This is a genomic window from Thermoleptolyngbya sichuanensis A183, from assembly GCF_013177315.1.
GTDB classification, from domain to species: domain Bacteria; phylum Cyanobacteriota; class Cyanobacteriia; order Elainellales; family Elainellaceae; genus Thermoleptolyngbya; species Thermoleptolyngbya sichuanensis.
Genome location: NZ_CP053661.1, coordinates 3512357 through 3536937, shown reverse-complemented (window position 1 = coordinate 3536937; position 24581 = coordinate 3512357). Strand labels below are relative to the sequence as shown.

Sequence of the window (24581 nt, the reverse complement as noted above, 5' to 3'; positions counted from 1 at the left end):
TTATGAAGCAAATCTTAAGAAGCCTGAAACTTTTGGCATGTGTGGCTTTGAGGTCATGTTTGCCCAGGAAAAGCGGTTTCTCGGAAATCCTTGATTAACAAGGCTTTCAGGTTCCTTTACAAATTAGCTCTGATGGACGACGTTTTGCATTCTGTCTAGCATCCAGTCTTGGATTCTATCAGGTCTGCCTGCAGAACTTGAGTATCTGGCCCAGTCAGACTACCTTTCAGAGGGTGTCCAAAAGCTGCCTAGTCCAAAGATGAGCGATTTTATTCATTTGACACCGGAACCGTCTAACCTGGTCGAGTTGTTGGAGCGGCGATCGCACGTTCATCCAGACCGACAGGCGTTCATCTTTTTGCAGGATGGCGAAACCGAAGCGGGACACCTGACCTACGCCGGGTTATACCAGCAGGCGACCGCAATGGCGGCCTGGCTCCAGCAGCAGTTTGCACCGGGCGATCGCCTGACGCTGGTCTATTCCTACGAGGCGGCGCTGGAATTTATCGTGGCGTTTTTGGGCTGTCTGGCGGCGCAGGTGGTTCCCGTCCCCTGCCATCCGCCCCGCAATCAGCAGGGGGTGGCCGACGTAGCGGCGCGGTTGGTGGGGTCGGGGTCGGCGGGCGTGCTGACGGGGCGATCGCTCTTGCCCAAGCTCCAGCGCCAGCTCGTCCCTGCCTTGCCCCCGGCACACCCGATCTGCTGGCTGACCCATGAAACGGGTCGCGCCTCAGCAGCGGGCTGGAGCAGGCCCGACCTATCGCCCGACAGCCTGGCCTTTTTGCAATATACGTCTGGCTCCACGGGCACACCCAAGGGCGTAATGGTGACCCACGGCTGCCTCTGGGCCAATCAGCAGATGCTCCACGGCGCGTTTCAGCATACCGAAGCGTCGGTGGGCGTGGGCTGGCTACCGCTGTTTCACGACATGGGGCTGATTGGCAATATTTTGTACTCGCTCTATGCCGGGTCGCTGTGCGTGCTGATGTCGCCGATTGCCTTTGTGCAGAAGCCCGTGCGCTGGCTGGAGGCGATCGCACGCTACGGCGCAACCACCAGCGGCGGCCCCAACTTTGCCTATGGCCTGCTGGGTCGATACGTTACCGAAAACCAGCGCGATCGCCTCGACCTGTCCACCTGGGACATTGCCTTTTGCGGCGCAGAACCCGTGCGGCAGACCACGCTTGACCAGTTTGCCGAAAAATTTCGCCCCTGTGGATTTCGCCCGGAGGCATTTTACCCGTGCTACGGCATGGCCGAGGCGACGCTGTTCATCACGGGCGGCGCTAAGCATTTGCCTCCCAAAATGCTGCATGTGGACACGCAAAGCTTGGAGCAAAACCGCGTGGAGATTTGCGAACCGGCCCGTCCCGGCCTTGCCCGCCCTGGCGCACGGCGGACGCAGACCTTAATCAGTTGCGGACACCCCTGGCTAGACACGCGAGTAGAAATCGTCAATCGAGACACGCGGATGCCCTGCGCCGATGGGGAAATTGGCGAAATCTGGGTGGCGGGGAGCGGCATCGGCAAGGGCTATTGGCAGCATCCGCCGGAGCAAGAGAATCCGTTTGGGGTGACGCTGGCCACGGGCGAGGGCGGCTTTTTGCGGACGGGTGACTTGGGCTTTGTGCAAGCGGGGGAACTGTTCATCACCGGACGGCTACACGATGTGCTGGTGTTGTGGGGTTTCAACCACTATCCGCAGCACATTGAGCAGACGGTGGAATCGTGCTATCCGGCGTTTCGTGCGGGCGGTTGTGCGGTTTTTGCCGCGCCGATCGATGGTGAACTGGGGGGCGACGCAGCGGGCGAAGAGCGGCTGGTGATTGTGCAGGAAGTAGAACGCAGCGCCCGCCAGCGGTTGTGTTTGCCAGACGTGGTGGAAACCGTGCGGTGGGTGGCGTTTCGGGAACATTTTGTAGACGTGGGGGCGATCGCCCTGGTGAAACCCGGCGGCTTGCCCCGCACCTCCAGCGGCAAAATTCAGCGGAGTCGCTGTCGGCAGCAGTTTTTGGAGGGCAGTCTGGCGGTGATCGACGTGTGGCGATCGCCCGACTCTCTCGATGTTTCCAGCCTAGTGCGGCGCTACCTCAGTCCGCGTACCCACCTGATTCGCCTGGTGGCGCGGCTGCGAGCTAAGCTTGGCCGGGCTTAGGGCACAGAAGATATAAAAAACAAACGCTAGAAGGCAGGAGCAATACTCCCTTTTCCTGCCCCTTTTCCTGTCTGCTTGCACTTTTATGCAACCCCCTTTTCCTGTGAGCGCAATGAAACGTGCGGGAAAGGGGAGTGCTACGGCTGGGGCGATCGCCCTATTGTACTAACAACAGCTTCAAGCAACCCCTGCAATTAAGCCGCAACGGTTAAGCAGCAACGGCTCGAAGCAGCATACTGCATAAGCTTACTGACCGGAGAAATACTTCTTTTTGGAACCCAGTTGGCAGTCCAAAAAGAACTTTAACATACCGCTTTGGTTTTTGTTCTGGATTGTGTTTCGGAAGGAAATCGAGAATCGAAACCGTAAGCTTTTATACATATCAAATTTCAGTCAAATTTCACTAGCTGGTTGACAAGTTCGCACGATGGCATACATCCCTGCGATCGCCCTCTGATCACGCTCCGACCATTGCACTGAACTACCTAACACCCCTACGGAGGTCATGCTCTATGGTACGCTCCTTTGCACGTCCCCAGCCCGTTCGTTTTGCTCATCTGGCTGCCTCTAGCCTGCTGCTGCTGCAAACGGCGATCGCCACCACGCTCGTCAGCGAATTTGCCCTGACCACCCCCGGCACTTCCCTCACCCAATCGGCCGCCGCCCAGTCGCGGAGTAATATTCAAGATGCCGAAGCTGCTGTGGTTCACATCCGCGCCAACGGTCGCAATGGCAGCGGCACAGGCAGCGGCGTGATCATCGACCCCAGTGGATTAATCGTCACCAATGCCCATGTGGTTGCCGGAGCGCGGGAAGTAATTGTGACTGTGCAGGGTCGCGAAGTGCGGGCAGAGGTTGTGGCAATGGGCGATGCGGACTGCCTGGATCTGGCGCTGCTGCAACTGCCCAATCAGCGCAACCTCCCCACCCTGCGCCTTGCCGATGCCAGTTCCATCACAAAAGCGCAGAACATTTGGGCATTGGGTTTTCCCGTTGGTAGTACCCCGCGCTCCCCATCGATTGTAGAAGGGACGGTCAACAACATTCACATTCCTCAGGGTGTGGTCGTGTTTAATGCACCGGTGAATCCGGGCAATTCCGGTGGGCCGGTGATTGATAGCCAGTTGCGGATCGTGGGCATTACCAAGTCGGGCGCTCGCGATGCCCAAAACGTGAATTTCGCCGTGTCGGTGGGGCAGGTGCGGCTGTTTGTAGAGGCCCATCGGCAGGGGCTACGGTTCCCCGTTGGGCAGTATGTGATTCCCGCCGTGGCCTCATCCAGCCAATCCATCAGCCAGCCCATCTCCCTGGCCCGTGGCAACGTGCAGGGCAACTTGCAGCCCGGTGACAGCCGCTTTTGCGCCGATTACAGTCCTACGGATATTTACACCTTCGAGGCAGAGGCGGGGCAGGCGGTGATGCTGAGAATGTCGAGCCGTCAGGCCGGATCGCGACTGGTGCTGGTCGGGCCCGATGGACGGGCGATCGCCCTGGATCAGAGTAATGGGGCGAATCGAGATGCGCTGGTGGTGCAAAAGCTGACCCAGAGCGGGCAATACACCGTGCTGGCAATGGCGGCTGGCGAAAATCAGTCTGGGCAGTATGACCTGCAAATCTCGCAGCCAATTTTGGTGGAGCGGGGAATGCTGGATGCCAGCACTGCACCCTGTTTCGACGATGGCTCCCTTTGCCGTGCCTACAACTTCCAGGGACGCGCCGGACAGACCGTTGCGCTGATTGTGAACTCGGCGTTTAATCCGTACCTGATTGTGCGCGACCCCAATGGCGATCGCGTGGTGGAAGGCAAGGCAGAGCGCCAGGGCAGCGTGCGGTTTGAACTGCCTGCCGACGGCTGGTATCGGCTGATTGTGGGTGGTGTGGAACCGGGCGATCGCGGCGAGTTCTTTATCTCCATCCTCGACACGCAGGATTTACCCGGTGCAAACCGAGTGTCGCAGCGCTGAGGTGATGCTTGCTGAAGCATGAATCTGAAGCGTAAATCTGAAGCGTGAATCTGAACGCAAACCAATGCCCCTGCGGCGGGAAGTCTAGCAGCCAGTCCAGCACCCCGCCGCAGAGGCATTATGGCTCTGTGCCAAAACCCGCGGGCGATCGCCCCCAAAATGTCTTGAATTCTTAAATCCCACGATCTAGATGACATGCCGCAAATCTTTCATCACGGGTTCACGAACATGCTCTCTCAGCGCCTTTGCAGTGCCCAAATCCACCTTGCAGTCCAGCAGATCCTCTAAATAGTGGCGCACCCGAAACAGTTGAAACAATCCGCCTAGGCGATCGAACCCTACCAAAAAATCGACATCGCTATCATCCCGCGCCTCATCCCGCGCCACGGAGCCAAACAAATCGAGCGACTTCACACCCAGCGCTTGAAGCTGAGAGCGATGGGCTTGCACCAATACGATCACCTCATCTCGTTTCATGCTTTAGTTTGGACTAACTGGCATCACAATAATGCTCAACAGGATGCCATAAAGAATCTGCTCAACCGTTCATAACAGTTGAACTTAAGGAATTGGATACAATCCTGCTCGCAGTTAAGCTGCTGTTGCAACCGGACTGTTCAGGGATTGTTCGGATGTCTTGCGTTTCGAGGCTCGTTTTTTGACCATCGGATAGCAGGGACGAGGAGTTGGCTTGTGCCCCTTGCCTCGTCCTGGCGATTTACCACGAGGTTTAGGCGCAGGAGCAGGGGTGCCAATCGCTGCCAAAATGCCTGCAAACGCTTGTGCGACCCGACCCGGAGTCAACGTTTCTTGCGGTGCCTGCCAGGGCAAGGGGTGGTCAGTACAGTCCTTTCGCGCTAACCACAACTGCCAACTGAGCAACGGCATCAGGCTGCTCCACTGTTCGGTTGCCGATACAGAACTGAACTGGGGATGTGTCCAATATAGCCTCTGCTTGGCAAAGCGATACCAGTGTTCAATGGCAAAGCGACGGAGGTAGTGCAACCACAGGGTTTCTAACGGAGGCATCTGCTCACCCAGCCAAACTAACCACAAAGGAGCCAAGCGTCGCGTGCTGCTCTGTGTCTCCAGCACCTCCACGCGCAACACTTCCATTGCCCGTTTGGGGGATTTGCGGAAATGGTATGCACTCCAACGACTGACCCGCACTCGTCCCCAGTTGGGATCATCGACTTCAACGGTTTCGACCGGGACACTCCAAGTGTCAGGGTCATTGAGTTTCATCTTATGTCCATGCTTGGCAGGTGCGCCTCGCCCTCGATACGCTGGGGGCGCGCCATAGACACATCGATTGGATGTAACCCGCAGCAGCAAGTCTGCCTCAATCCCTGCCGTTTGGTTGACAAAACTGGCATTGCCGTACCCTCGGTCGTAGATCGCCAACGGACGCACCGCTAACTGCCGAGTCACTTGTTTGAGTTGGAATGCCGCTTTACTGGCGGGTGTTTCAAAGCTGGTGATGCGCTCATGCCGCAATGGTAATGCCCAACTGCCCCTGTCTTCAGCAATCCAGGCTAAGGTACTGTAGTTTTGTCCGGCTATCGGGGCATGTCCTGTTCTGCCTGATAAGGTGCGGTCTTTCAAACGCCTGGCAGCAGGACGGTTCCACCGACTCGCATCACCTGCCAACAACGGTTGCTGCTGAGTCGGTATCTGCTGCACCAACAGCTTCAGCACCTTTGATCGGGGTAGGCGGCTATCGCGCAACGCTTCATAGGTGCTCGACCACTGGCGACGAAAGACAGGACTCTGCGATAGCCTCACAAACGACACGATGCACGCACTCACTAACACGGCATCCATCAGATCAAACAGGGCATCTCTGGCGTTTCCCAAGCTGGCATACAACGTTTGGCGAAATTGCTGAAGTTCGTTGAAAATCATGGGGTCAATGTTGGTTGTACTTCATTGACCTTACGGCAGTCGGTGCTTCTCATTGACTGCCTTCCTCTTCACCATTAGTCCAAACTAAAGTTCATGAGAAACCGTGAAAAAACGAAGAACGATAAGCGAAGAACGAAACTCTCTTCTTTCTTGTTTTTTTAACTCTCTTCTTTACAGTGCAAACGTTCGAGAGGAACGCTCTCTCCCCGTCACCCCAACACCCCAACACCTCGTCAATCTCCACTAGGCGCTGAAATACTTCGCAGTCGGGTGATACACCACGATCGCCGTCGTCGATTGCTCCGGATAAAGCTGTTCGCTTTCATCCATGTGCAGCCCGATGCGCTCGGCTCCCAGCAGGTCAAGCTGCGTATACTGATCCTGAATGTTTGGACAGGCCGGATAGCCAAAGCTATAGCGCGACCCCTGATAGCGCTGTGCCAGCACGTCGCGAATGGTGTCGGGTTCCGCTGCGCCAAAGCCCAGTTCGCGCCGAATGCGGGCGTGAACCCACTCTGCCAGCGCTTCTGCCGTCTGCACTGCCAGCCCGTGGAAGTAGAGATAGTCGGTGTATTGGTTGGCGGCGAATAGCTGCTGAGCAAACTCCGTAGCAATGTCGCCGACCGTCACCGCCTGCATGGAGAAGACATCGAAGGTGGTTGCCTGATCCTTGGGCAGGAAGAAATCGGCAATGCAGAGTCGTCGGAGGGACTTTTGCCGGGGGAAGTTGAAGGTGGCGGCGGGCTGCAAGTCGCTTGGTTTCTTGCCATTCTGGGCAGCGGCGGGGTCGAAGAGATGCAGCGAGTTGCCCTCGGCTAGGCAGGGGAAATAGCCATAGACCACCTGCGGCCGCAGCAGGTTTTCTGCCAGCACGCGCTGTTTCCACTGCGCCAGGATGGGATAGGCCTTTTCCTTCAGGAAAGCATCGTAGGCTTCGCGGGTCTGATCTTTGGGTTTGCGGAACTGCCATTGTCCGGCAATCAGCGCCTGCAAGTCCAAGTACCAGAACACGTCCTCTAGCGAAATGTCCTCTGGGTTTAGGATCTGCGTGCCCCAGAAGGGCGGCGTGGGGCGGGGAATGTCGAGGGCTACGGCTTCGGAGCGCAGGGTGTCTGCGATGGCAGGAGCAGTGGGAGCGTTGGCAGGAAGGGCAGTTGGAGGGGCGATCGCCTCTGTTTCTGTTTCTGCCTCCGGTGCTTCAGACAACGCTGAATCCTGACCCTGCTCATCCAAAAAGCCCTGCACATCATCCCACCGGCCTGCTGCCTTCGCGGGCATCAGCTTGTCCATAAAGTGCAGATCAGAGAAGGCATCTTTGCCGTAAATCACCTTCCCTTTATAGGTGTTTTGGCAATCTTCGTAGACAAACTTGGGCGTGAGCGCTGCGCCGCCCAGGATAACGGGCACAGTGATGCCGCGCTCGTTAAACACTTCCAGGTTCTCTTTCATAAAGGCGGTGGACTTCACCAGCAGCCCGCTCATGGCAATGCAGTCGGCCTGGTGTTCAAAGTAGGCATCAATGATGTTATCCACAGGCTGTTTGATGCCCAGGTTAATCACGCGATAGCCGTTGTTGGTGAGGATGATGTCCACCAGATTTTTGCCAATGTCATGCACATCGCCCTTCACCGTGGCAATTAGAAACGTGCCTTTGGCATTGCCGCCGGATTCTTCCTTGTCCATAAACGGTTCCAGGTGCGCGACGGCGGCTTTCATCGTCTCCGCCGATTGCAGCACGAAGGGAAGTTGCATTTGTCCAGAACCAAACAGGTCGCCGACGACCTTCATGCCATCCAGCAAGAAGGTGTTGATGATGTCCAGCGGCTTGTAGGTCTTCAGCGCTTCGGTGAGGGCTTCTTCCAGCCCGATACGTTCGCCGTCGATGATGTGCTGCTTCAGGCGCTCCTCGATGGGCAGATCGGCGAGGGAGCCGCCGGAGCGGGTGTCTTTGGCCGAAACGCCCTCGAATAGTTTGGTGAGTTCTGTCAGCGGATCGTAGACGCAGACCTCGCCTTCAAACCGCCGCTGGTCGTAGATGAGCTGGCGGCAGACTTCCTGATGCTGCGGATCGATCTTGGCCAGGGGCAGGATTTTGGCGGCGCTGACGATCGCCCCGTCCATGCCCGCCGCCGTTGCCTCATGCAGAAACATCGAGTTCAGCACGATCCGCGCTGCGGGGCTGAGGCCAAAGGAGATATTCGACACGCCCAGCAGGATGTGAACCCCTGGCAGGTTTTGGCGGATCTGGCGAATCGCTTCGATAGTGGCCTTGCCGTTTTCCCGGTCTTCCTCGATGCCTGTGGAAATGGGCAGTGCCAGCGGGTCGTAGAAGATTTCGTAGGGCGGAATGCCGTATTCTAGTGCATCGCGGTAGGCCCGTTGGGCGATCGCAAATTTCTTTTCCGCCGTCCGAGCCATGCCCTCTTCATCGATCGTGCCCACCACAATCCCCGCACCGTAGGTCTTGGCTAGTCCCAGCACCTTGAAGAAGCGCTCGTCGCCATCTTCGTAGTTTGTTGAGTTGAGGATGCACTTGCCGCCTGCGACTTTTAGACCCGCTTCCATCTTTTGCCATTCGGTGGAGTCCAGCATCAGCGGTAGGTTTACGTTTGTCACCAAGCGCGACACCAGTTCCCGCATGTCTCGTTCGCCGTCGCGTCCCACGTAGTCTACGTTCACATCCAGGACATGGGCCCCTTCTTTGACCTGCGATCGCGCTACGGCCACTAGCCCGTCCCAATCTTCCGCATTCAGCAACTCCCGCACCTTTTTGGAGCCGCTAGCATTCAGGCGTTCGCCAATGATCAGGAAGGAGTTGTCCTGGTCGTAGGGCTGGGCACTGTAGATAGAGGCGGCGGCGGGGATGTAGGAGAGGGCGGGGCGGGGGGAGGGGGTTTGGGTTTCGGATTTTGGATTTTTGGGGGGATGGTTTGTGGTGGGTGGGTGCTGACTCCTGACGGCCCGAGCTTTGGGCTTGAGGGTGGGGGCGATTTCGGCTAGCTGTTGGATATGTTCTGGGCGCGTGCCGCAGCAGCCGCCGATCACCTGCACACCCAAGTCTTCGACAAAGTGCATCAGGGCCATGCGGAGTTCCATTGGCGTGAGCTTGTAGTGGGCATGGCCGCCAACGTTTTCGGGGATGCCCGCATTGGGGATGCAGGAAATGACAAAGGGAGAATGCTGCGACAGATAGCGGATGTGGTCGGCCATGCGGTCTGGGCCGGTGGCGCAGTTTAGCCCCAGGATGTCGATGGGGTAGGGTTCCAGAATGGTAAGCATGGCGGCCACGTCGGAGCCAACCAGCATCGTGCCCTGAATTTCCATCGTCACAGAGACCATCAGCGGACGACGTTTGCCCTTCCGCGCAAACACCGCCTCGATTGCGTTCAGCGCCGCCTTGATTTGCAGCACGTCCTGACAGGTTTCCACAATGAACAAATCCACGCCGCCGTCAAACAGTCCCTCTGCTTGTTCCTCAAAAGCCGCCTTCATGGTGTCGTAGTCGATGTGGCCGAGGGTGGGCAGCTTGGTGGTGGGGCCCATCGACCCGGCCACAAAGCGGGGCTTTTCGGGGGTGGAAAATTCTTCGGCGCAGCGTTTTGCCAGTTCCGCTGCCAGCTTGTTGAGTTCATAAGCGCGATCGCCCAAGTTATATTCCGCCAGCACAATGGAGGCTGCACCGAAGGTGTCGGTTTCGATCACATCGGCCCCAGCGGCGAGAAAGTCCCGATGCACTTTGGCAACGGCTTCTGGCTGGGTGACGACCAGATACTCGTTGCAGCCCTCATACTCTGCGCCACCAAAGTCTTCTGCCGTCAGGTTTTGCACCTGAAGGTTGGTGCCCATCGCGCCATCGAAGACAATCACCGGGCGATCGGGGCTATGGAGACGATTGAGAAAGGCGCTGTTCATAGGTGCAAGTTGAGCTTGGTGTGGAGGCAGGGTTTGCCCTCATCTCCCGGCTGCTTCTCCTGCAGGAAAAGGGGAGCAAAGTCCCTCTCCCGGTGGGAGAGGGATTTAGGGTGAGGGCTGGCACAGTCGTTCTAGGGTTTGTCGATGTTGTCTTTTGTCAGTATTGTCTTTTGTCGGTATTGTCTAGCGTATCTCACTCGCTGGTGTGACCCAAGCGATCGCCCCTGCAAGTCTCAGGATTCACCAGACAATCTGGGTGCGGCCAACGGTGAAGTTCAGAGAAAAAAAGCGAAATGAAACGCAAGCGTGAGGGAATCCTCACTTATGCATACACTTGGGAATAGAGCGATCGCTGTTGGGGCGATCGCCCTGCATCTTCCTCCTCATCTGCACAACGGCGTGCAACGCGATAACCCCTATGGCGAGCCTCAAGATCCTGATTGTGGACGACAGCAAGACGATTCGGATGCAGGTACGAGACATGCTTCCGCGCGGCAGCTATGAGGTGATCGAGGCGCGAGACGGGGTGGAAGGGCTACATGTGATTCGCCAGGAGCGCCCCAATTTAGTGCTGCTGGATTTCTTTATGCCGCGCATGAACGGCTGGGAAGTAGTGCAGACAATCCAGGCCGATCCCCGGCTCAAGTCGATCCCGATCGTGATGATGTCGGGTCGCCGCGAAGATGTGGAAAAAACCGTGCCGGAACTGTTTGACTATTTTGAATTTGTCGGCAAGCCGTTTGGTCAGTCGCATCTGTTCAACGCAATTCGCTCTGCCACGGCTAAGGCAAAGGATCGCCAAGAGGTGGCAGCGATTCCGATGCGCTCTCCAGCAGAGGTGGAAGACGCTCCCGCCGTTGGGCCCAACGGAGCCACCGAACTCCAGCAACTCAAGGCCGAAGTGCAGCAACTCCGCAACCAAAATGCCCGCCTGCGAACGGAAGTAGAAACCCTGAAAAAGCAGATGGCGCAGGTCGTCGCCCTAGTGCGCCAGAAGTTGGGATAGCGCAAAGTCGTGGGCAACCAGAACCAGCTTGCCTAGAATAGATTCGCCTTTAGTAAGAAACCTTGAATAGAGGATGGAAAGAGCGAATGGCAAGAAATTATGCCAAGCCTAATGGCTTAGCGCTGAGGTAATCACCCGCTCCAAATCTGACTCTTTCCAGGGTTTGCGAAGGCAAGTGTAGAGATTGGCCTGCTGTCTCGCTCGCTCAATAGCCGCTTCATCGGCCTGCCCCGTCAGCATAACCGTTACAATTTGCGGAAATTGCTGATGAACTTGGCGCAAAAACTCATCCCCCTTTACGTTAGGCATGAGCCAGTCAGACACGATTATCAAAATTTTGATGGATTCTTCCTCCAATTCACTAATAATTTCCCAAGCTTCTTCGGCACTTTGAGCAAATTCATACAAATACCGACGACCAAATAGCCGCTGTAGCTGAGATTTCAGCGCAGCGATAACAACTGCTTCATCATCAACACACAAGATTGCCGCGTCAGACATGAGCCAATTCCTCAGTAGTGTTCTCAATGGGATCAGTGTTTTTGCTGGACACTTTATTGGCAGGTAGCCAAACCCTAAATTCAGTGTTCCCAGGATGGCTTTCTACTTCTATAGATCCACGATGTTTGTCAATGATTTTTTTACTAATGTACAGCCCTAAACCACTACCCTCTCCAGCAGCCTTAGTGGTGAAAAATGCGTCAAACATCTGCGTTTGAACTTCCTGTGGAATGCCGCTGCCAGTGTCAGCAATTCTTACTTCAAGTCCTCCATTCTTCTCGATGACTGAAATGGTTAATGTTCCACCGGATTCCATTGCCTGAATTGCATTATGAATCAGATTTGTCCAGACTTGAATCAACTCGTCAGGGTATCCCCAAATATCAGGAACCTGCTGATAGCTGCGAACTAGCTGAATATTTCGCTTAATCTGGTTGTGATAGATTTCCAGCACATTTTCAATGCCGTCAGTAATTTGGAGCTGCTTTTGTTCTCCAGTTTGGTCGAATCGAGCATAGCTCTTGAGAGCGAAAACGATCTTAGAGGAACGCTCAACTGCTCTTAGAATCGTTTGGTTATTGAGAAAAGAACTGGCGAGGTTGTGAGCTAAACAAATCGCCCAATCTTGATGTTCACTTTTGAGAATCGGCGACAGAAATTCAAGATCCTTGCGAACTCCAATATCAATCAGTAAATCTGCCAAGTATCTAGGATCATCAACACCCTGAGACTTTAGTTGAGCCGTAAGTTCTCGCTTGATAGAACGCTGCTCTTGATGAGACAGCGGAGGAGTCAGTGCCTTAGAAATCAGCTCAAAGAAGCTCTCTTGCTGCTCAGGCGTGAGACGATGGTGTAATTTGGGCAAGCCGGCGATCGCCTCTTTGAGCGCGTGGTTTGTATTGCTTGCAGCGGCTTGGATGGCTCCCAATGGATTATTGATCTCATGAGCCACTCCAGCAATTAGCTGTCCCAAGGCAGCCATTTTCTCCTGCTGAACTAGATGCTCCTGAGTGTTTTTGAGTTCGGTGAATGCTGACTCCAGAGCAAGATTTTTCTGCCACAATTTTTTACTAAATTCATGAAAAACTAGGCTAATGGCTGAGGCAGAGAATACGAGAGAGAGGGTAGTTCCTAGGTTTACTAGGAAGCGTGTTCTTTGATGCTGCTCAATATACACCTTCTCTAGCGCCATAATCTCGGCATAGAGATCGTCATAGATTTCATCAATTTCGTCTGCCTCAGCCTCAGAGGCCTGCTCAACTTGTCCAGCCTCAATCAGACTAAAAACTGCTGCCATCTTCTGTTGATAGACGGTGTGTAGAGCCAGGATACGCTCTAGATCAGCTTGGTATTTTCCCTGTTTAAGCTGCTCAAGCCCTTCAAGGATTTCATCAGTATTTTCTCGGTTCTCGGCAATCTCTTCGGCAAGATCTTCATCAATTTTCTGCTTAGAAAATCCCTCCCACTCTAAAGCATTGAGACGACTCACCTGTTCCTTAATCTGCGTCAACAGGAGCCGGGCGTTGTTACTGCGCTCTGCCATCCGATCTAATCCATAGATTGCAGAACTGCTTATAACTGCAAAGGCTAGGGCAGTCACAATTACTGAACCTGTTGAAAGCCCAAATTTGAACCTGCTTGAGGCTGGAAAAATCATGATATAACCTTGCTACTTGACTCTATGCAACTATGCGAATTTCCAGATCTACTTTGCTCTTCCAACTATGCGTTGTGGATAAGCCCATTTAGATCCTGCTGGGGAAACCTTACACTCTGCATTAATACACTTATTATTGACAGCCTGTGCGGAAAATTTACACGTCTCGATTTAGGATCGGCCACAAGAGACGCACTTTCGGCCAATTGACTGAATCTGTGCTTATGTTTGAGGATTTTTGTCCTACTTGATATTAGCTTGTTTTTATCATGGAATGATGAAGAGAGGAACGAAGTTGAAATCCTTGTAGGTTATGGTTTAGATTTAGCAGGCTGCTTGCCTCTTTGATAGCTTATTTGACGCGCGTTATTTAATCATCTAACGCTTTTGTCGGTTGACTCAATCGAGTTTTTGAAGGTGTTTTTCAGTTTTTTATGGCCTATGATGCCCTACTTAAAATCTAAATAAAGATCTGGAGGTCTGGAAAATCTGGCATGATGCAGAGGAAGGTTGCACAGGAAGTCTCAGGAAATCTCACAGGAAATCTCAATTTATGGAGCAGATGATTCGGGTGGGGATTGTGGGCACGGGCTACGCGGCTAAGACCCGCGCCGAACTGGTGCAGGCAGATGCTCGGACGCAACTGGTGGCGATCGCCAGCCGTGACCTCTCCCGCGCTCAGTCTTTGGCAGAACCCCTCGATGCAGAAGCGACTGACGATTGGGGCACTCTGGTGCAGCGGACGGATATTGACCTGGTGATCGTGTCTACTGGCAACGCGCAACATGCGACCGTTGTGAGAGCCGCGCTGCAAGCAGGCAAGCACGTCGTGGTGGAATATCCGCTGGCGCTGGATTTGGCGACTGCCAAGGATCTCGCTGCGCTGGCGACATCCCAAAACTGCCTGCTGCATGTGGAACATATCGAACTGCTGAGCGGCATCCACGAAGCCATCCAAACCGCCCTGCCCACCATTGGCACGCCGTTCTATCTGCGCTATAGCGACCTCACGCCCAAGCAGCCCGCTCCCGAAAAGTGGACCTATGACATGGCGGAGTTTGGCTTTCCGCTGGTGGGGGCGCTGTCGCGGGTGCATCGGCTCACGAACCTGTTTGGCCCGGTGAAAACGGTCAGTTGCCAGACCCGCTACTGGCAGCCCGATGCCGCCAATTCCCGGTTTACCACCTGCGTTTGTACGGCTCAACTGCGGTTTGCCAGTGGGCTATTGGGCGATGTGATTTACGGCAAGGGGGAGGCGCTGTGGGCGGCGGAGCGGACGCTGACGATCCAGGGGGAAACGGGGGCGATCGCCCTCAATGGCGACAGCGGCGAACTCATCTTGCCCGACCAGACGCAGCCTCTTGAGTTGGGCAGTCGCCGGGGCCTGTTTGCTCGCGACACGGCCGCCGTGCTGGACTTTCTCACCGAAGGCAAGCCGCTGTATGTGTCGGTGGCGGACAGCCTCTATGCCCTGGCGGTGGCAGAGGCGGCAAGGATTTCGGCGGAGAAGGGGGAGGTGGTTGGAGTCGTGGAGTAATCGAGGAATAGAGTAGCGAAGGATTGCTCCCTACCCCTCTGCCTTCTTACGGGGATTGGTAATGACTAGCTCGAACTCCCAGCCGGGAATTTTCTTGACAGACTCGCTGAGCTTGCGGAGGTCGTCAGGGCCGTTGAGCGTCAGGCTTTCGCGGGTGCGGACTTCGGCGGCGATCGCCTTTTCGTCGCGCCGGGCTACCAGATCTAGGGAACAGTGAGCCAGCGGAGACGGCAAATCTTCTGGAGCAGGATAAAGAGTCACCTGATATCCCTGCTTGCGGTATTCCCGCGCAAGCTTCAGCAGGCGCTGATGCTCTAACGGACTCCGATTCGGTGGACGGGTCATATACGGCAACTCTAAATAACGCAGAAAGAATAACGCAAAAACGGTAGCGCGAAAACGCCACTGCAAATAAATCCTAACCTAGTCTTCTAGCTTAGCTCAGACGGATCGGGAGCCGCCTCTATCCGGATATGCAAAAACTCCTCACCCTGGCAAAATCCTTCTGCCAGCGCCGTAGACATTCCTTTAACGCGAAAAGAAGCGTTCAAGTTTCGGCGGCGGCTGATGAAATCCGTGATCTGATAATCGTCTACGTAAATCACCCCGTTCAGCGCGTCTCGCACTGGTTTCACTATATTATCACTGTCGGGAACACCAGACTCGTCGCCGAGAGGCGCGTCGTAGTAGTGCGTAATGATCACCTTGAGGTAATCGCCCAGCGGTGCTTTGCCATTCCAGCAGGCGATCGCCCTCTGCCGCACTTTTTCTCTCCAGTCGCGCAGACGAGCCTTGTCTTTGGTTTGGTGCGAAATCGGCTTGCCGATCACGATCAATTCAATGGGTAGCACCATGTATGTCCCACGGGTTAGGCTGGTTGGTTGAATGGTGTTGCCCATGCGGGGGGGGATAAGCCTGGGCTAAACGCTGGGCCGATGGCAGCAAAAGAAGTTCTGGCTGAGATCTTTGAAATCAATCGCCTGAAGAAGTTAATCATCGGAAGCGAAGCGTTCAAAGTCAGGATATTGCAACCCGTATATTAAAGCTAAAAACCGGAGCCAACAAACAGGGCTGAAACCTGGAGCGAAAACTGGGGAACCCCTAGAAGTAGAGAGTGCTAGAAGCAGCGGTTAACGCAAAACGGGCTGCGGTATCTGTTCGCGGTTTAGAGAAATTGCCCGTTTAGAACTGCCCGTTTAGAACTGCCCGTTTAGAACTGCCCGTCAATAAACCGTGCAAAACCCCTGCTTCTGGTAAATGCTGACCGTATGGATTGATACAGGTGGCGGGAATGGTTTTCCTGGCAGACACGCAGGTTACCTATCAAGTTACCTGACCAAGTTACCTATATAGTAAGTCTGTTTTCTGGAATGTGTGTTATCACGCAAGTCACTGGTTCTTTTTCGGCTTTCTTTTGGCTCTCTTTCCATTCATGGAGCAGTTCCCCGCACAGGCAGTCTGCGACGGGCGATCGCCCGACCCATTGCTGGATTGGCAAGCAGAGGACTGGCGCGAGTCGCGATCAATGTCAGTTCGTTTGAGTCAGTTCGTTTGAGTCAGTTCGTTTGATACCAGTGACTCTAATAACACGGGACTCCTCCGGAGTAATGACGTGCATTGCTGGCTAAAAGGTTGCCGCAAGCGGGCAAAAGCTGGGTAGAAATCGACTAAGAAACTGAACTATACGCAATGTGCAACTTTGCCGATCTCCCCCACCCTAAATCCCTCTCCCAATCTGGGAGAGGGACTTCAAGCCCCTTGCTCCCCTTCTCCCAAGTCGGGAGAAGGGGTTGGGGGATGAGGGCAGCTTGAACGTTGCACATCGCGTGAACTACGTGAACTATATGAGACAGGACAAGGCTTATGAAAATTCCTCCTACGTGGCGATTACCTCCCGCGATTCAAAACCGATTTGGCGAACGCAGCGTCGGCAAGCAGCGGGCAATGGTGGTAGACGGACACCTGCTGCTGATTTTGCACAAAGCCCCTGAGGCCGGTGAGCAGACCCGCGTCGGCGTGCTGTTTTGGCGGCAGCCCAACGGCATCTGGGAACACAGCGGCGGCGGCATTGGGTTGCAACCGCTGCTGAAACATCTAGAAAATTACAACACCGCCGAGGAAAAATTGCAAATTGCCTATCGGCAGGCCGAGAGTGCTGAAGACTACTTTCACCTGCTGGAGGCGATCGCCCCTCTGCGCCTGTCGGCCAAGAACATGCACGCAACCCTGCAAGCTGCCCGCGAAGGCGTTCCCGACGACCGCGACCTGATCGACCTGCGCGACTGGGCCTACGAAATCGATCGCAGCCTGGATCTGCTGTATGAAAACACGAAAAACGCGCTAGATTACCAAATTGCCCAGCGGGCCGAGGAGCAAAATCGACTGGCCACGGAGGCGCTGGTGGCGGGGCATCGGCTGAATATCTTGGCGGCGGTGTTTTTGCCGCTGACGGCGATCGCCGCGCTGTTTGGCATGAATCTGAACAGCGGCGTAGATGCCTCCTCCACCTTCACGTTCTGGTTAGTGTCCGTGGGGGCGATCGCCCTCGGTTCCCTCATCCGCCGCTGGGTGGTGACGGGGCGCTGGCTGTAGCGCTGGGCGTTGGGCAACCGTCGGATCGCAAATTCACCCGACCGGATCTGCTGTCGCCCAAGCAAATACGATAGGATGCCCAATGGGTCAGGAGTTGCGCCCAGACTGAGGAAATCTATGGTGAGTGAAAAGCGCAAGGTAGGACAGCGCGGCTGGGGCTGGGCGATCGCCGCTGGCGTTGCGGCTTTGGGGCTGCTGGGGTTAGGCGTGGCCCAGATCGTCGCTTCCCGTCGTGCCGCGTTTGAGGCAGAGCTAACCGAAGTGCCCGCCCCTACGCGAGTCGAAGTGGTGGCGCTGGGACGGCTGGAGCCACGGGGTGAAGTGGTGCGTGTGGGCGGGCCCACGGGCGAACGGATTCAGCGGCTGGAGGTGCGCCAGGGGGATATTGTGCAAACGGGCACGGTGCTAGCCTATCTGGAAAGCTATGACGAGCGGCGGGCCCAGCGGGATGTGGCGGCGGCCCAGCTTGCCGAAGCCGAACAGCGCCTGCGGGCGACGACCACTTTTGCCCAGGCCCAGGTGCGCGAGGCTCAATCCCAGGCAGAGCGGATTCAAAGCCCGGCCCAGTTTGAACTCCAGGCACAGCAGGCGCTGGTGCGGGAGCTAGAGGCAGATTTGGCGCAGAAAAACCAGGATTTGCGCCGATTTGAAGATCTGTACGCGCAGGGAGCGATTTCTCAGCAGGAGCGCGATCGCCAGCGTAGCACCGCCCGCCAGTCCGAAGAAAAGCTCAACAATGCCAGAGCCAACCTGGTGCGCCTAGAGGCTGACCTACAAGCCTCGCTGCGGAGCGCCCAGGCGACTGTGCAGGCCCAGGAAGCGAACCTGCCCCTGAGCCAGGTGCAGGTCGCCGTCGAATCGGCCCGCCAAAACCTGAACCTGGCCGAAGCGCAGCTAGAGCGCACCATTATTCGCGCTCCCCAGGCCGGGCGCATTTTACGAATTCTCACTCTGGCTGGTGAGACAATCGGGCAAGACGGCAGCGTGCTGGATATGGGCGACACCAGCCAGATGTTTGTTGTGGCAGAGGTCTATGAAACCGACGTGGGACTGGTTCGGGTTGGGCAACCCGCCATGATCACCAGCCGCAATGGAGCCTTTGATGAAACGCTGTCGGGCAGGGTGGCAGAAATCGGCTGGCAGGTCTTCAAAAACAACGTGCTGGACGATGACCCGGCCGCCAATGCCGATGCCCGCGTGGTGGAGGTGAAGGTGCAACTGGACGACGGCCGCCCCGTGGAAGCGCTGACAAATTTGCAGGTTGATGTGCGGATTGATGTGAGATGAGCGCCTGTTGTGGCGTTGCGATGCTACGCTAGTGCTGGCCAGAGAAACCCCATGCGTACCCCCCTCGCTCTGCTGAATCTGACTGCTGAAAAGACGCGATTTGTGGTGGCGATCGCCGGAGTCGCGTTTGCGGTCATTTTGGTGTTCATGAACCTGGGTTTTTTGGGTTCGCTAGCGGAGACGGCTGCAATCATCTACAGCCGCATCAATGCCGACATTTTTTTAGTGTCGCCCCAAGCGTTAGAGATTACCTCGACCAAGCCCTTTCCTATTCAGCGAATTTATCAAGCAGCGGGGGTGCCGGGGGTGCGGCGCGTGATGCCGCTGTATGTGGGCTATCTGCAATGGCGCAATGTGGAAACGCGCCAGAGTCGCGCCATGTTTGTCTACGGAATTAACCCGAATGATTCGGTGTTTACGATGCCGGAGATGCAAACGCCGGAAAACCAGGCGGCGCTGCGGCGATTTGATACGGTGCTGATCGACACGCTCTCGCGGCCGGAGTATGGCCCGCAGACGGTGGGGACAGTCACCGAGGCGGATGGACGCAGGGCGACAATTGGCGGGCAGTTTACGCTGGGCGGCGGCTTTGCAGCAGACGGGACGCTGATCATGAGCGACCAAAACTTTCGGCGTTACTTCGATCCGTTTCCGCTCAACCGAATTAATCTGGGCTTGATTCAGGTCGATGAGGGTGCTGATCCGCTGCAAGTGAGCGATCGCCTCCGGGAAATCTTGCCCAAGGACGTGATGGTGTTCACTCAGCAGCAAATCATCGAGCGCGATCGCGACTATTGGATTGGCGCAACCTCGACGGGCTTTATCTTTGGCATGGGCGTGGCGGTGTCTTGCATTGTGGGTACGGTGATTGTGTACCAGATCCTCTACACGGAAATTTCGGATCATCTGAAGCAATACGCAACGCTCAAGGCGATGGGCTACAGCAATCGTTTTTTGTTTACCACGGTCATTCAGGAATCGGTGATTCTGGCCGTGCTGGGCTACATTCCAGGATTTATCATTTCTCTGATGCTGTATGAGCTAACCATCCGAGCAACGGCAGGAGGTCTGCCCGTTCGCATGGATCTGGAGCGGGCGGTGCTGGTGCTGGGGCTAACGGTGATGATGTGTGCGCTGTCTGGGCTGGTGTCGGTGAATAAGGCGATTACTGCTGACCCGGCGGACGTGTTTTAGCTAACGGGTTTTCGGGGGAGGCTTCGGCGAGGGTTTCAGCCAGCGCTCAAGCGTCTGGAAACATGAATGGTGCCCGTACATCAATCGATGGGATGTTAAGAGCTAATTTATGAAGCAAATCTTAAGAAGCCTGAAACTCTTGGCATGTGTGGCTTTGAGGTCATGTTTGCCCAGGAAAAGCGGTTTCTCGGAAATCCTTGATTAACAAGGCTTTCAGGCTCCTTTACAAATTAGCTCTAAGAGGGTTTCAGCCAGCGCTCAAGCGTCTGGAAACTGGTAGCCGAAGTAATCTAGCTCAAAGGCGTAGGCGGCTTCCACCAGTTGCCGGGATTTGTTGGTATAGAGAGCGTGGGCGATCGCCACTTTGGGTCGAGTTCCCGTTTTGAGTTGGGGCAGCGCCTCCGGATTCCACGGCACTCCCAGCTTGGCGCAGATGCGCTCCAGGTCTGCCGCCAGAGACTCGTAGCGAATCACCTCATCCAGACAAAACTGTCCGTCGATCAAATACTTGTTGCGGTCGATGGGCGGGCCGTGCGTCATCAGCCAATGCTCAAAGGCGGCGGCATCGCTGCTGGGCGAATCGGGTGCAGAGGGCGCGTGCGATCGCCCAAAGTAAAAGGCTGAAATCGCCTTTTCGTAAGGATTGCGAATGACGCAAAACTTGAAATAGCGCGTCCAGAGGTCTTCGCCCAACTGTTCCCGAATCTGGGCGGCGGGCATGTGGTTCCACCAGCGGCAGCCTTCTGGCTTGCCCGGCCCGCGATAGCCCACAATGCCCGCCGCCGATACCGATTCCTCACGCACGCGGGCCAGGTTTGCCGCACCCTCTTCTACACAAAACGGCTCAAAGTAAGCCTCCACAGAGGTACTCGCCGTCTTCAGCGTTTTCGTGTAGATAAATTGGTGACCGTGGCTAACCAGCATCCCGCATCCTGGAAGTCTGCAAACTTGGACTGGCCAAGCTTACACTAGGCGGAGGATGAACGGGTAGCGGTAGCGCGTTTCGGGATTGCTAAGGCAGGCGAAAATTGCCAGAATGGGCAGAATCAGGTTGACCAGCCCCAGGATCGGGAACAGGAGAAAGCCGACCAAAACGATAGAAAGCACCCCCACAACTAGCCACCATAGCCACATATTGATGTGGAAGTTGATGGCTTCTTTCGCATTCTCTTTGACCACTGGATCGTCTGAAACGAGCAGGATGGCGATGGGAATACCGATAGAAACAACTAGGGCGTTGATAAAAATCGACCCATGACACAGGGCCGAAAGAATTCTTCGCTTGTCTGAATTATCTGAGCTTTGCATGTCGTTTTACCTTGCGACAGCTACATCCTATCGTTTTTGCTGGCAGGAATCATGCAGGCGGAGGGGAGGTTTTCCGTAACCAGGAGGGGGTGTTTTACGGGCCGCTTGGTTTGCGGAATGGCGGAGGTGGCTAGCGGGTCGGCTAGCGGGTCGGGTCAGGGGTCTGGATTCGCATACTCAGGTCCAGCCAGGAGGAGCGGGTGATGGGGGCGCTGCTGGAAAGATAGTCTACGCCCGTTTCGGCGATCGCCCGGATCGTCTCCAAGGTAATGTTGCCCGATGCTTCGATTTTGATGTGCGGGTTCGTGCGGCGAATCATCCGCACTGCCTCCCTCATCTGTTCTACGGGCATGTTGTCTAGCATGATAATGTCTGCGCCATGTTCGAGGGCTTCGGCAACCTGCTCCAGGGTTTCGGTTTCCACTTCCACCGTCAGCGGATAAGGAATGCGGGCCCGCGTCTGGGCGATCGCCGCTGCAATGCTCCCTGCTGCCGCAATGTGGTTATCTTTGATCATCACGCCATCGTCCAGCCCCAGGCGATGGTTCACCGCGCCGCCTGCCTGCACTGCGTATTTTTCCAATACTCGCAGGCCGGGCGTGGTTTTGCGGGTGTCTACCAGTTGGGCGGGCAGGTCGGCAATTTGAGCGACGTATTTGCTCGTCAGGGTGGCAATGCCGCTCAGCCGCATGGCCAGGTTCAGCGCCACGCGCTCCCCCGTCAGCAGGGCATCCAGCGGGCCGATGATTTGGGCGATGACGCGACCGCGATCGCACCACTCGCCATCCTGCGCCAGCGCCTTGAACTGCACGGCTGGATTGAGTAAGTAAAATACTCGCGCCGCCATCGGCAGCCCCGCCACCACGCCCGCCTCTTTGACGACCCACTGCGCCTGGCCCTGGGGAGCGCCCTTGGGAAATAGGGATTGCGTTGTGCGATCGCCCCGCCCAATGTCTTCTAGGAGCCAGTCTTGCAGCAGCCGATCGAGCAACACGGTAGGCGGCAGGAGGGCGATCGCGCTGCCTGGGCTAGGAGGGAGCAGTTCAGAGTGCTGCATAGGAGTTTGGGCTAAGCCTCCGCTGTTGCAGGGTGGGGAGCGGCGCTGAGGGCATCCAGCATGTCCAAAACCTCCCGCTCGAAGGCAACTTGGGCACGGTTGGTGCGACCGCCGACATAGAGCGTTTTGCCCTGCTGCAATGCCCACACCTGCGAGTGCGATACATAGCTCATCAGGACGCTGATCATCAGTAGCCCAAAGCCCGTGTAGACGATGGGAATGCCTGGATCGGCTTTGATTTGTAGCCCCGTGCTGCCCACCAGTTCGGCAATGGTCAGCCGCACGCCGTTGACTTCGGTCGCCATGCCCGCCCGCACGGTGGAAATCAGTTGCCCGTCCTGGTCGTATACCAGTACCGTTCCCTTCAGGTCTTTAGCGATCAGCGATACGCCTTCGCTGAGGTCGGGCTTGGTGGGAAGCCAGGTTCCCCAGAGGCGACCCGCGCCGCCCGTATCGAGTTGCCCCATTGGGATTTGCAAAATCGGGCTGTTGTTGATCTGCACGCGCACGGCGGCGATCGCCCAATCCGCTTGATACAGCGTCACGCCCCTGTAGCGCAGCGGCTCATTGACGTGGATGGTCTTGCGCTTCACTTCCTGCCCAGCAGCATCCAGCACCGACAGGTCGGAATAAAACTGGTCAATGTTGCCCTCTGGCGTGTAGTCGATCCAAAAGCGATTCACGCGCACAGACCAATCCTTGGGAATTTGCGGCGCTGCCCAGGGGCCCGCATCGAAGATATTTTGAATGGTGAAGGTTTCGCCGCTGGGAATCATCTCCTGGGCAAAAAAGCCCGTCATTGCGCCCCAAATCGACCCCAGTAGCACCAGAATCATGCTGGCATGGACGATGATCGGCCCGATGCGTCCGACAAGGCCCTTCCGCGCATAGAGGCGATCGCCCTCGCGAAACAGCCGATAGCCCTTGCGTCGCAGCAGTGGCTCTAGCCCGTCGAGCGTTGCGGCATCTACTTCGGCGCTCATGGCCAGCTTCTCAAACTGGCGCAGTTGGCTATAGTAGCTCCACTTTTGCGCCGCCTTGAGGGTGGGAAACTGGCGGGTAAAGGTGCAGGCGATCAGGCTGGAGCCGAAGAGAATCAGCAGCGCCAGAAACCACCAGGTGCGATAGACGTGATCCAGCCCTGCCGCCAAAATCACCTTCCAGGTCAAAAAGCCAAACAGGGCCGGGCTTTCGGGATAGTTTTCTTGATAAAACGCCAGCGATTGCCCCTGCTCGATCACCGTGCCGGAGATGCTGAAGAGGGCGATCGCCAGCAAAAGCACAATTGCCAGTCGCAAGTCCGCCAGCAGCGGCAGCAGCTCCCGCTGAAAGTATTGGCGGGGCAGGTCTTTCCAGGAAGAAGGCGTGGCGGAGTTTAGAGACATGGGGGTATCTAAGCGAAAAGGTATGCAGTCACTCAGTACTACATACCTTTGCAAATCACACTACTCAATTACAATCTCACGAATTGCGTCGCCTTCTGGAGCGCTACCGCTGCTTACCTCGGTGCCGTCGCCAAACCAGTCGGTCACTTTTTGCTTCGCGGCTGCTTTAACTTCGGGTGTGATCGCCATTGCCACTGCGCCCAGCGCTGCCGCCAGCGTGCCCAGGTCGTCTACATAACCTGTCAGCAGCACAAAATCGGGAATTGCGTCTGCGGGCAGAATAAAATAAGCCAGCGCTGAGTAAATCACGGTTTTTGCCCAGACGGGGGTTTCGGGTCGCTGAGCTGCAAAGTAGAGCGTCAGCGCCTTTTCCACGACCTCGCGCCCCGCATACACTGCTGCTCGTTGGAGCGATTGCCAAAATCCCTGTTCCGAAAACCCACGCGCCATGTTTGAAAACCTCACGCTTAAACCTTGACTCTTAGGCACTAGTTCTGAGTATAGCGCTGGAGCTTGGGCACTGCGGGGTTTGGTCGCAGGAGCTAGTAGAGCCAGGGAATCAGGCGCTTGACGCGGGTTTTATACTCAACGTAGTCGGGATACTTTTCCTGGAGCCAGGCCTCTTCTTTTGCGGCCTTGGCGTTAAAAAAGATAAAGAAGACCAGCGCCGCCAGCAGGTGCGTCCCACTGAGCCGATAGAGAGCGATCGCCAGCACAGCAAAAATCACGCCGCTGTAGATGGGATGGCGCACAATGCGGTACACACCCGTTTGCACCAGTTGCCCATCCTCTCGCGGGTAGGGCAGCGGGGTCAGGCTTTGGCCCAAGTCCAGCAGCCCTTTGCCCAAAAATATAGCGGCAGTGAGCGCACACAGAGCGGCGATCGCCCACAGCCCATAACGCAAGGGCGGCTCAATCACCAGCCTTGGCACAGGCACGGTTGGCAAAATCAGCAGCCCCAGCAGCAGCACCGCCTGCAAGATGACCCAATATTCGCCCTTTTTGCCTTGCCACCAGTCCTCGCGGCTAAATCCCCAGTCGGTGAGTGGTTTCATAAACATGGGTCGGAATTACGGCATGGATCAATGACTTGCCGAAATTGCTGAGAAGCAGAATTGCTG

21 protein-coding genes are annotated in these 24581 nt (G+C 56.0%); 8 read left to right on the top strand and 13 right to left on the bottom strand.

Features of this window, described 5'->3' with window-relative positions; translation table 11 throughout:
- Positions 1–259 precede the first annotated feature (259 nt).
- Both HPC62_RS14730 and HPC62_RS14725 read left to right on the top strand, forming a co-directional pair.
- Positions 260–2155 (top strand): fatty acyl-AMP ligase, encoded by a 1896-nt coding sequence (locus HPC62_RS14730; protein ID WP_172356870.1) that lies wholly within the window; start codon positions 260–262, stop codon positions 2153–2155.
- 512 nt (positions 2156–2667) lie between these two features.
- Entirely contained in the window at positions 2668–4119 is a 1452-nt protein-coding gene (locus HPC62_RS14725) for a S1C family serine protease (RefSeq protein WP_172356868.1), read from the top strand.
- Positions 4120–4305: 186 nt separating this feature from the next.
- Here HPC62_RS14725 and HPC62_RS14720 read toward each other — a convergent pair whose 3' ends face one another.
- From HPC62_RS14720 to metH, 3 genes are all read right to left on the bottom strand, one after another.
- Positions 4306–4596 carry a nucleotidyltransferase family protein gene (locus HPC62_RS14720; RefSeq protein WP_172356866.1) on the bottom strand — a complete coding sequence of 97 codons (291 nt, stop codon included), beginning with the start codon at positions 4594–4596 and terminating at the stop codon, positions 4306–4308.
- Between the two features lie 114 nt (positions 4597–4710).
- Positions 4711–6024 carry an NF041680 family putative transposase gene (locus HPC62_RS14715; RefSeq protein WP_172353244.1) on the bottom strand — a complete coding sequence of 438 codons (1314 nt, stop codon included), beginning with the start codon at positions 6022–6024 and terminating at the stop codon, positions 4711–4713.
- Positions 6025–6267: 243 nt separating this feature from the next.
- On the bottom strand, positions 6268–9936 hold the full coding sequence (gene metH / locus HPC62_RS14710) for a methionine synthase (protein ID WP_172356864.1): 3669 nt from the start codon (positions 9934–9936) through the stop codon (positions 6268–6270).
- Positions 9937–10354: 418 nt separating this feature from the next.
- Here metH and HPC62_RS14705 point away from each other — a divergent pair, with 418 nt between their 5' ends.
- Positions 10355–10942 carry a response regulator gene (locus HPC62_RS14705; protein WP_172356862.1) on the top strand — a complete coding sequence of 196 codons (588 nt, stop codon included), beginning with the start codon at positions 10355–10357 and terminating at the stop codon, positions 10940–10942.
- Positions 10943–11050: 108 nt separating this feature from the next.
- Here the strand turns inward: HPC62_RS14705 and HPC62_RS14700 are convergent, their stop codons facing one another.
- Positions 11051–11443 carry a response regulator gene (locus HPC62_RS14700; protein WP_172356859.1) on the bottom strand — a complete coding sequence of 131 codons (393 nt, stop codon included), beginning with the start codon at positions 11441–11443 and terminating at the stop codon, positions 11051–11053.
- Complete coding sequence (locus tag HPC62_RS24055) at positions 11436–13100, bottom strand: ATP-binding protein (RefSeq protein WP_216655263.1); 1665 nt, start codon at positions 13098–13100, stop codon at positions 11436–11438. Before HPC62_RS24055 ends, HPC62_RS14700 begins: the two co-directional genes overlap by 8 nt.
- Before the next feature lie 553 nt (positions 13101–13653).
- Here HPC62_RS24055 and HPC62_RS14690 point away from each other — a divergent pair.
- Positions 13654–14637, top strand: a complete 984-nt coding sequence (locus tag HPC62_RS14690; RefSeq protein WP_172356857.1) for a Gfo/Idh/MocA family protein — start codon at positions 13654–13656, stop codon at positions 14635–14637.
- Between the two features lie 30 nt (positions 14638–14667).
- Here the strand turns inward: HPC62_RS14690 and HPC62_RS14685 are convergent, their stop codons facing one another.
- Together HPC62_RS14685 and HPC62_RS14680 are read right to left on the bottom strand one after the other, a co-directional pair.
- Positions 14668–14982 (bottom strand): hypothetical protein, encoded by a 315-nt coding sequence (locus HPC62_RS14685; protein WP_172356855.1) that lies wholly within the window; start codon positions 14980–14982, stop codon positions 14668–14670.
- A gap of 86 nt (positions 14983–15068) precedes the next feature.
- Positions 15069–15491, bottom strand: coding sequence for a RusA family crossover junction endodeoxyribonuclease (locus HPC62_RS14680; protein WP_205370648.1), 423 nt, complete (start codon positions 15489–15491; stop codon positions 15069–15071).
- A 578-nt stretch (positions 15492–16069) separates the two neighbouring features.
- Here HPC62_RS14680 and HPC62_RS23975 point away from each other — a divergent pair.
- The 4 genes from HPC62_RS23975 to devC all read left to right on the top strand — a co-directional run bounded on the left by HPC62_RS23975 (position 16070) and on the right by devC (position 19710).
- On the top strand, positions 16070–16192 hold the full coding sequence (locus HPC62_RS23975) for a hypothetical protein (protein ID WP_267313411.1): 123 nt from the start codon (positions 16070–16072) through the stop codon (positions 16190–16192).
- Positions 16193–16500: 308 nt separating this feature from the next.
- Positions 16501–17229, top strand: a complete 729-nt coding sequence (locus tag HPC62_RS14675) for a CorA family divalent cation transporter (protein WP_172356853.1) — start codon at positions 16501–16503, stop codon at positions 17227–17229.
- 117 nt (positions 17230–17346) lie between these two features.
- Positions 17347–18516 carry an efflux RND transporter periplasmic adaptor subunit gene (locus HPC62_RS14670; protein WP_172356851.1) on the top strand — a complete coding sequence of 390 codons (1170 nt, stop codon included), beginning with the start codon at positions 17347–17349 and terminating at the stop codon, positions 18514–18516.
- 51 nt (positions 18517–18567) lie between these two features.
- On the top strand, positions 18568–19710 hold the full coding sequence (gene devC / locus HPC62_RS14665) for an ABC transporter permease DevC (protein ID WP_172356849.1): 1143 nt from the start codon (positions 18568–18570) through the stop codon (positions 19708–19710).
- 258 nt (positions 19711–19968) lie between these two features.
- On the opposite strand, the gene HPC62_RS14660 is transcribed toward devC, so the two are convergent.
- From HPC62_RS14660 to HPC62_RS14635, 6 genes are all read right to left on the bottom strand, one after another.
- Positions 19969–20634 (bottom strand): sulfotransferase family 2 domain-containing protein, encoded by a 666-nt coding sequence (locus tag HPC62_RS14660; protein ID WP_172356847.1) that lies wholly within the window; start codon positions 20632–20634, stop codon positions 19969–19971.
- A gap of 39 nt (positions 20635–20673) precedes the next feature.
- The gene (locus HPC62_RS14655) at positions 20674–21018 is read right to left on the bottom strand and encodes a DUF4870 domain-containing protein (protein WP_172356845.1); all 345 of its coding nucleotides are present in this window, start codon (positions 21016–21018) and stop codon (positions 20674–20676) included.
- 142 nt (positions 21019–21160) lie between these two features.
- On the bottom strand, positions 21161–22075 hold the full coding sequence (nadC, locus tag HPC62_RS14650) for a carboxylating nicotinate-nucleotide diphosphorylase (RefSeq protein WP_172356844.1): 915 nt from the start codon (positions 22073–22075) through the stop codon (positions 21161–21163).
- A gap of 11 nt (positions 22076–22086) precedes the next feature.
- Positions 22087–23460, bottom strand: a complete 1374-nt coding sequence (locus HPC62_RS14645) for a cytochrome c biogenesis protein (RefSeq protein ID WP_172356842.1) — start codon at positions 23458–23460, stop codon at positions 22087–22089.
- Positions 23461–23520: 60 nt separating this feature from the next.
- On the bottom strand, positions 23521–23910 hold the full coding sequence (locus tag HPC62_RS14640) for a YkvA family protein (protein ID WP_172356840.1): 390 nt from the start codon (positions 23908–23910) through the stop codon (positions 23521–23523).
- Between the two features lie 92 nt (positions 23911–24002).
- On the bottom strand, positions 24003–24515 hold the full coding sequence (locus HPC62_RS14635; RefSeq protein ID WP_172356838.1) for a methyltransferase family protein: 513 nt from the start codon (positions 24513–24515) through the stop codon (positions 24003–24005).
- Positions 24516–24581 lie beyond the last annotated feature (66 nt).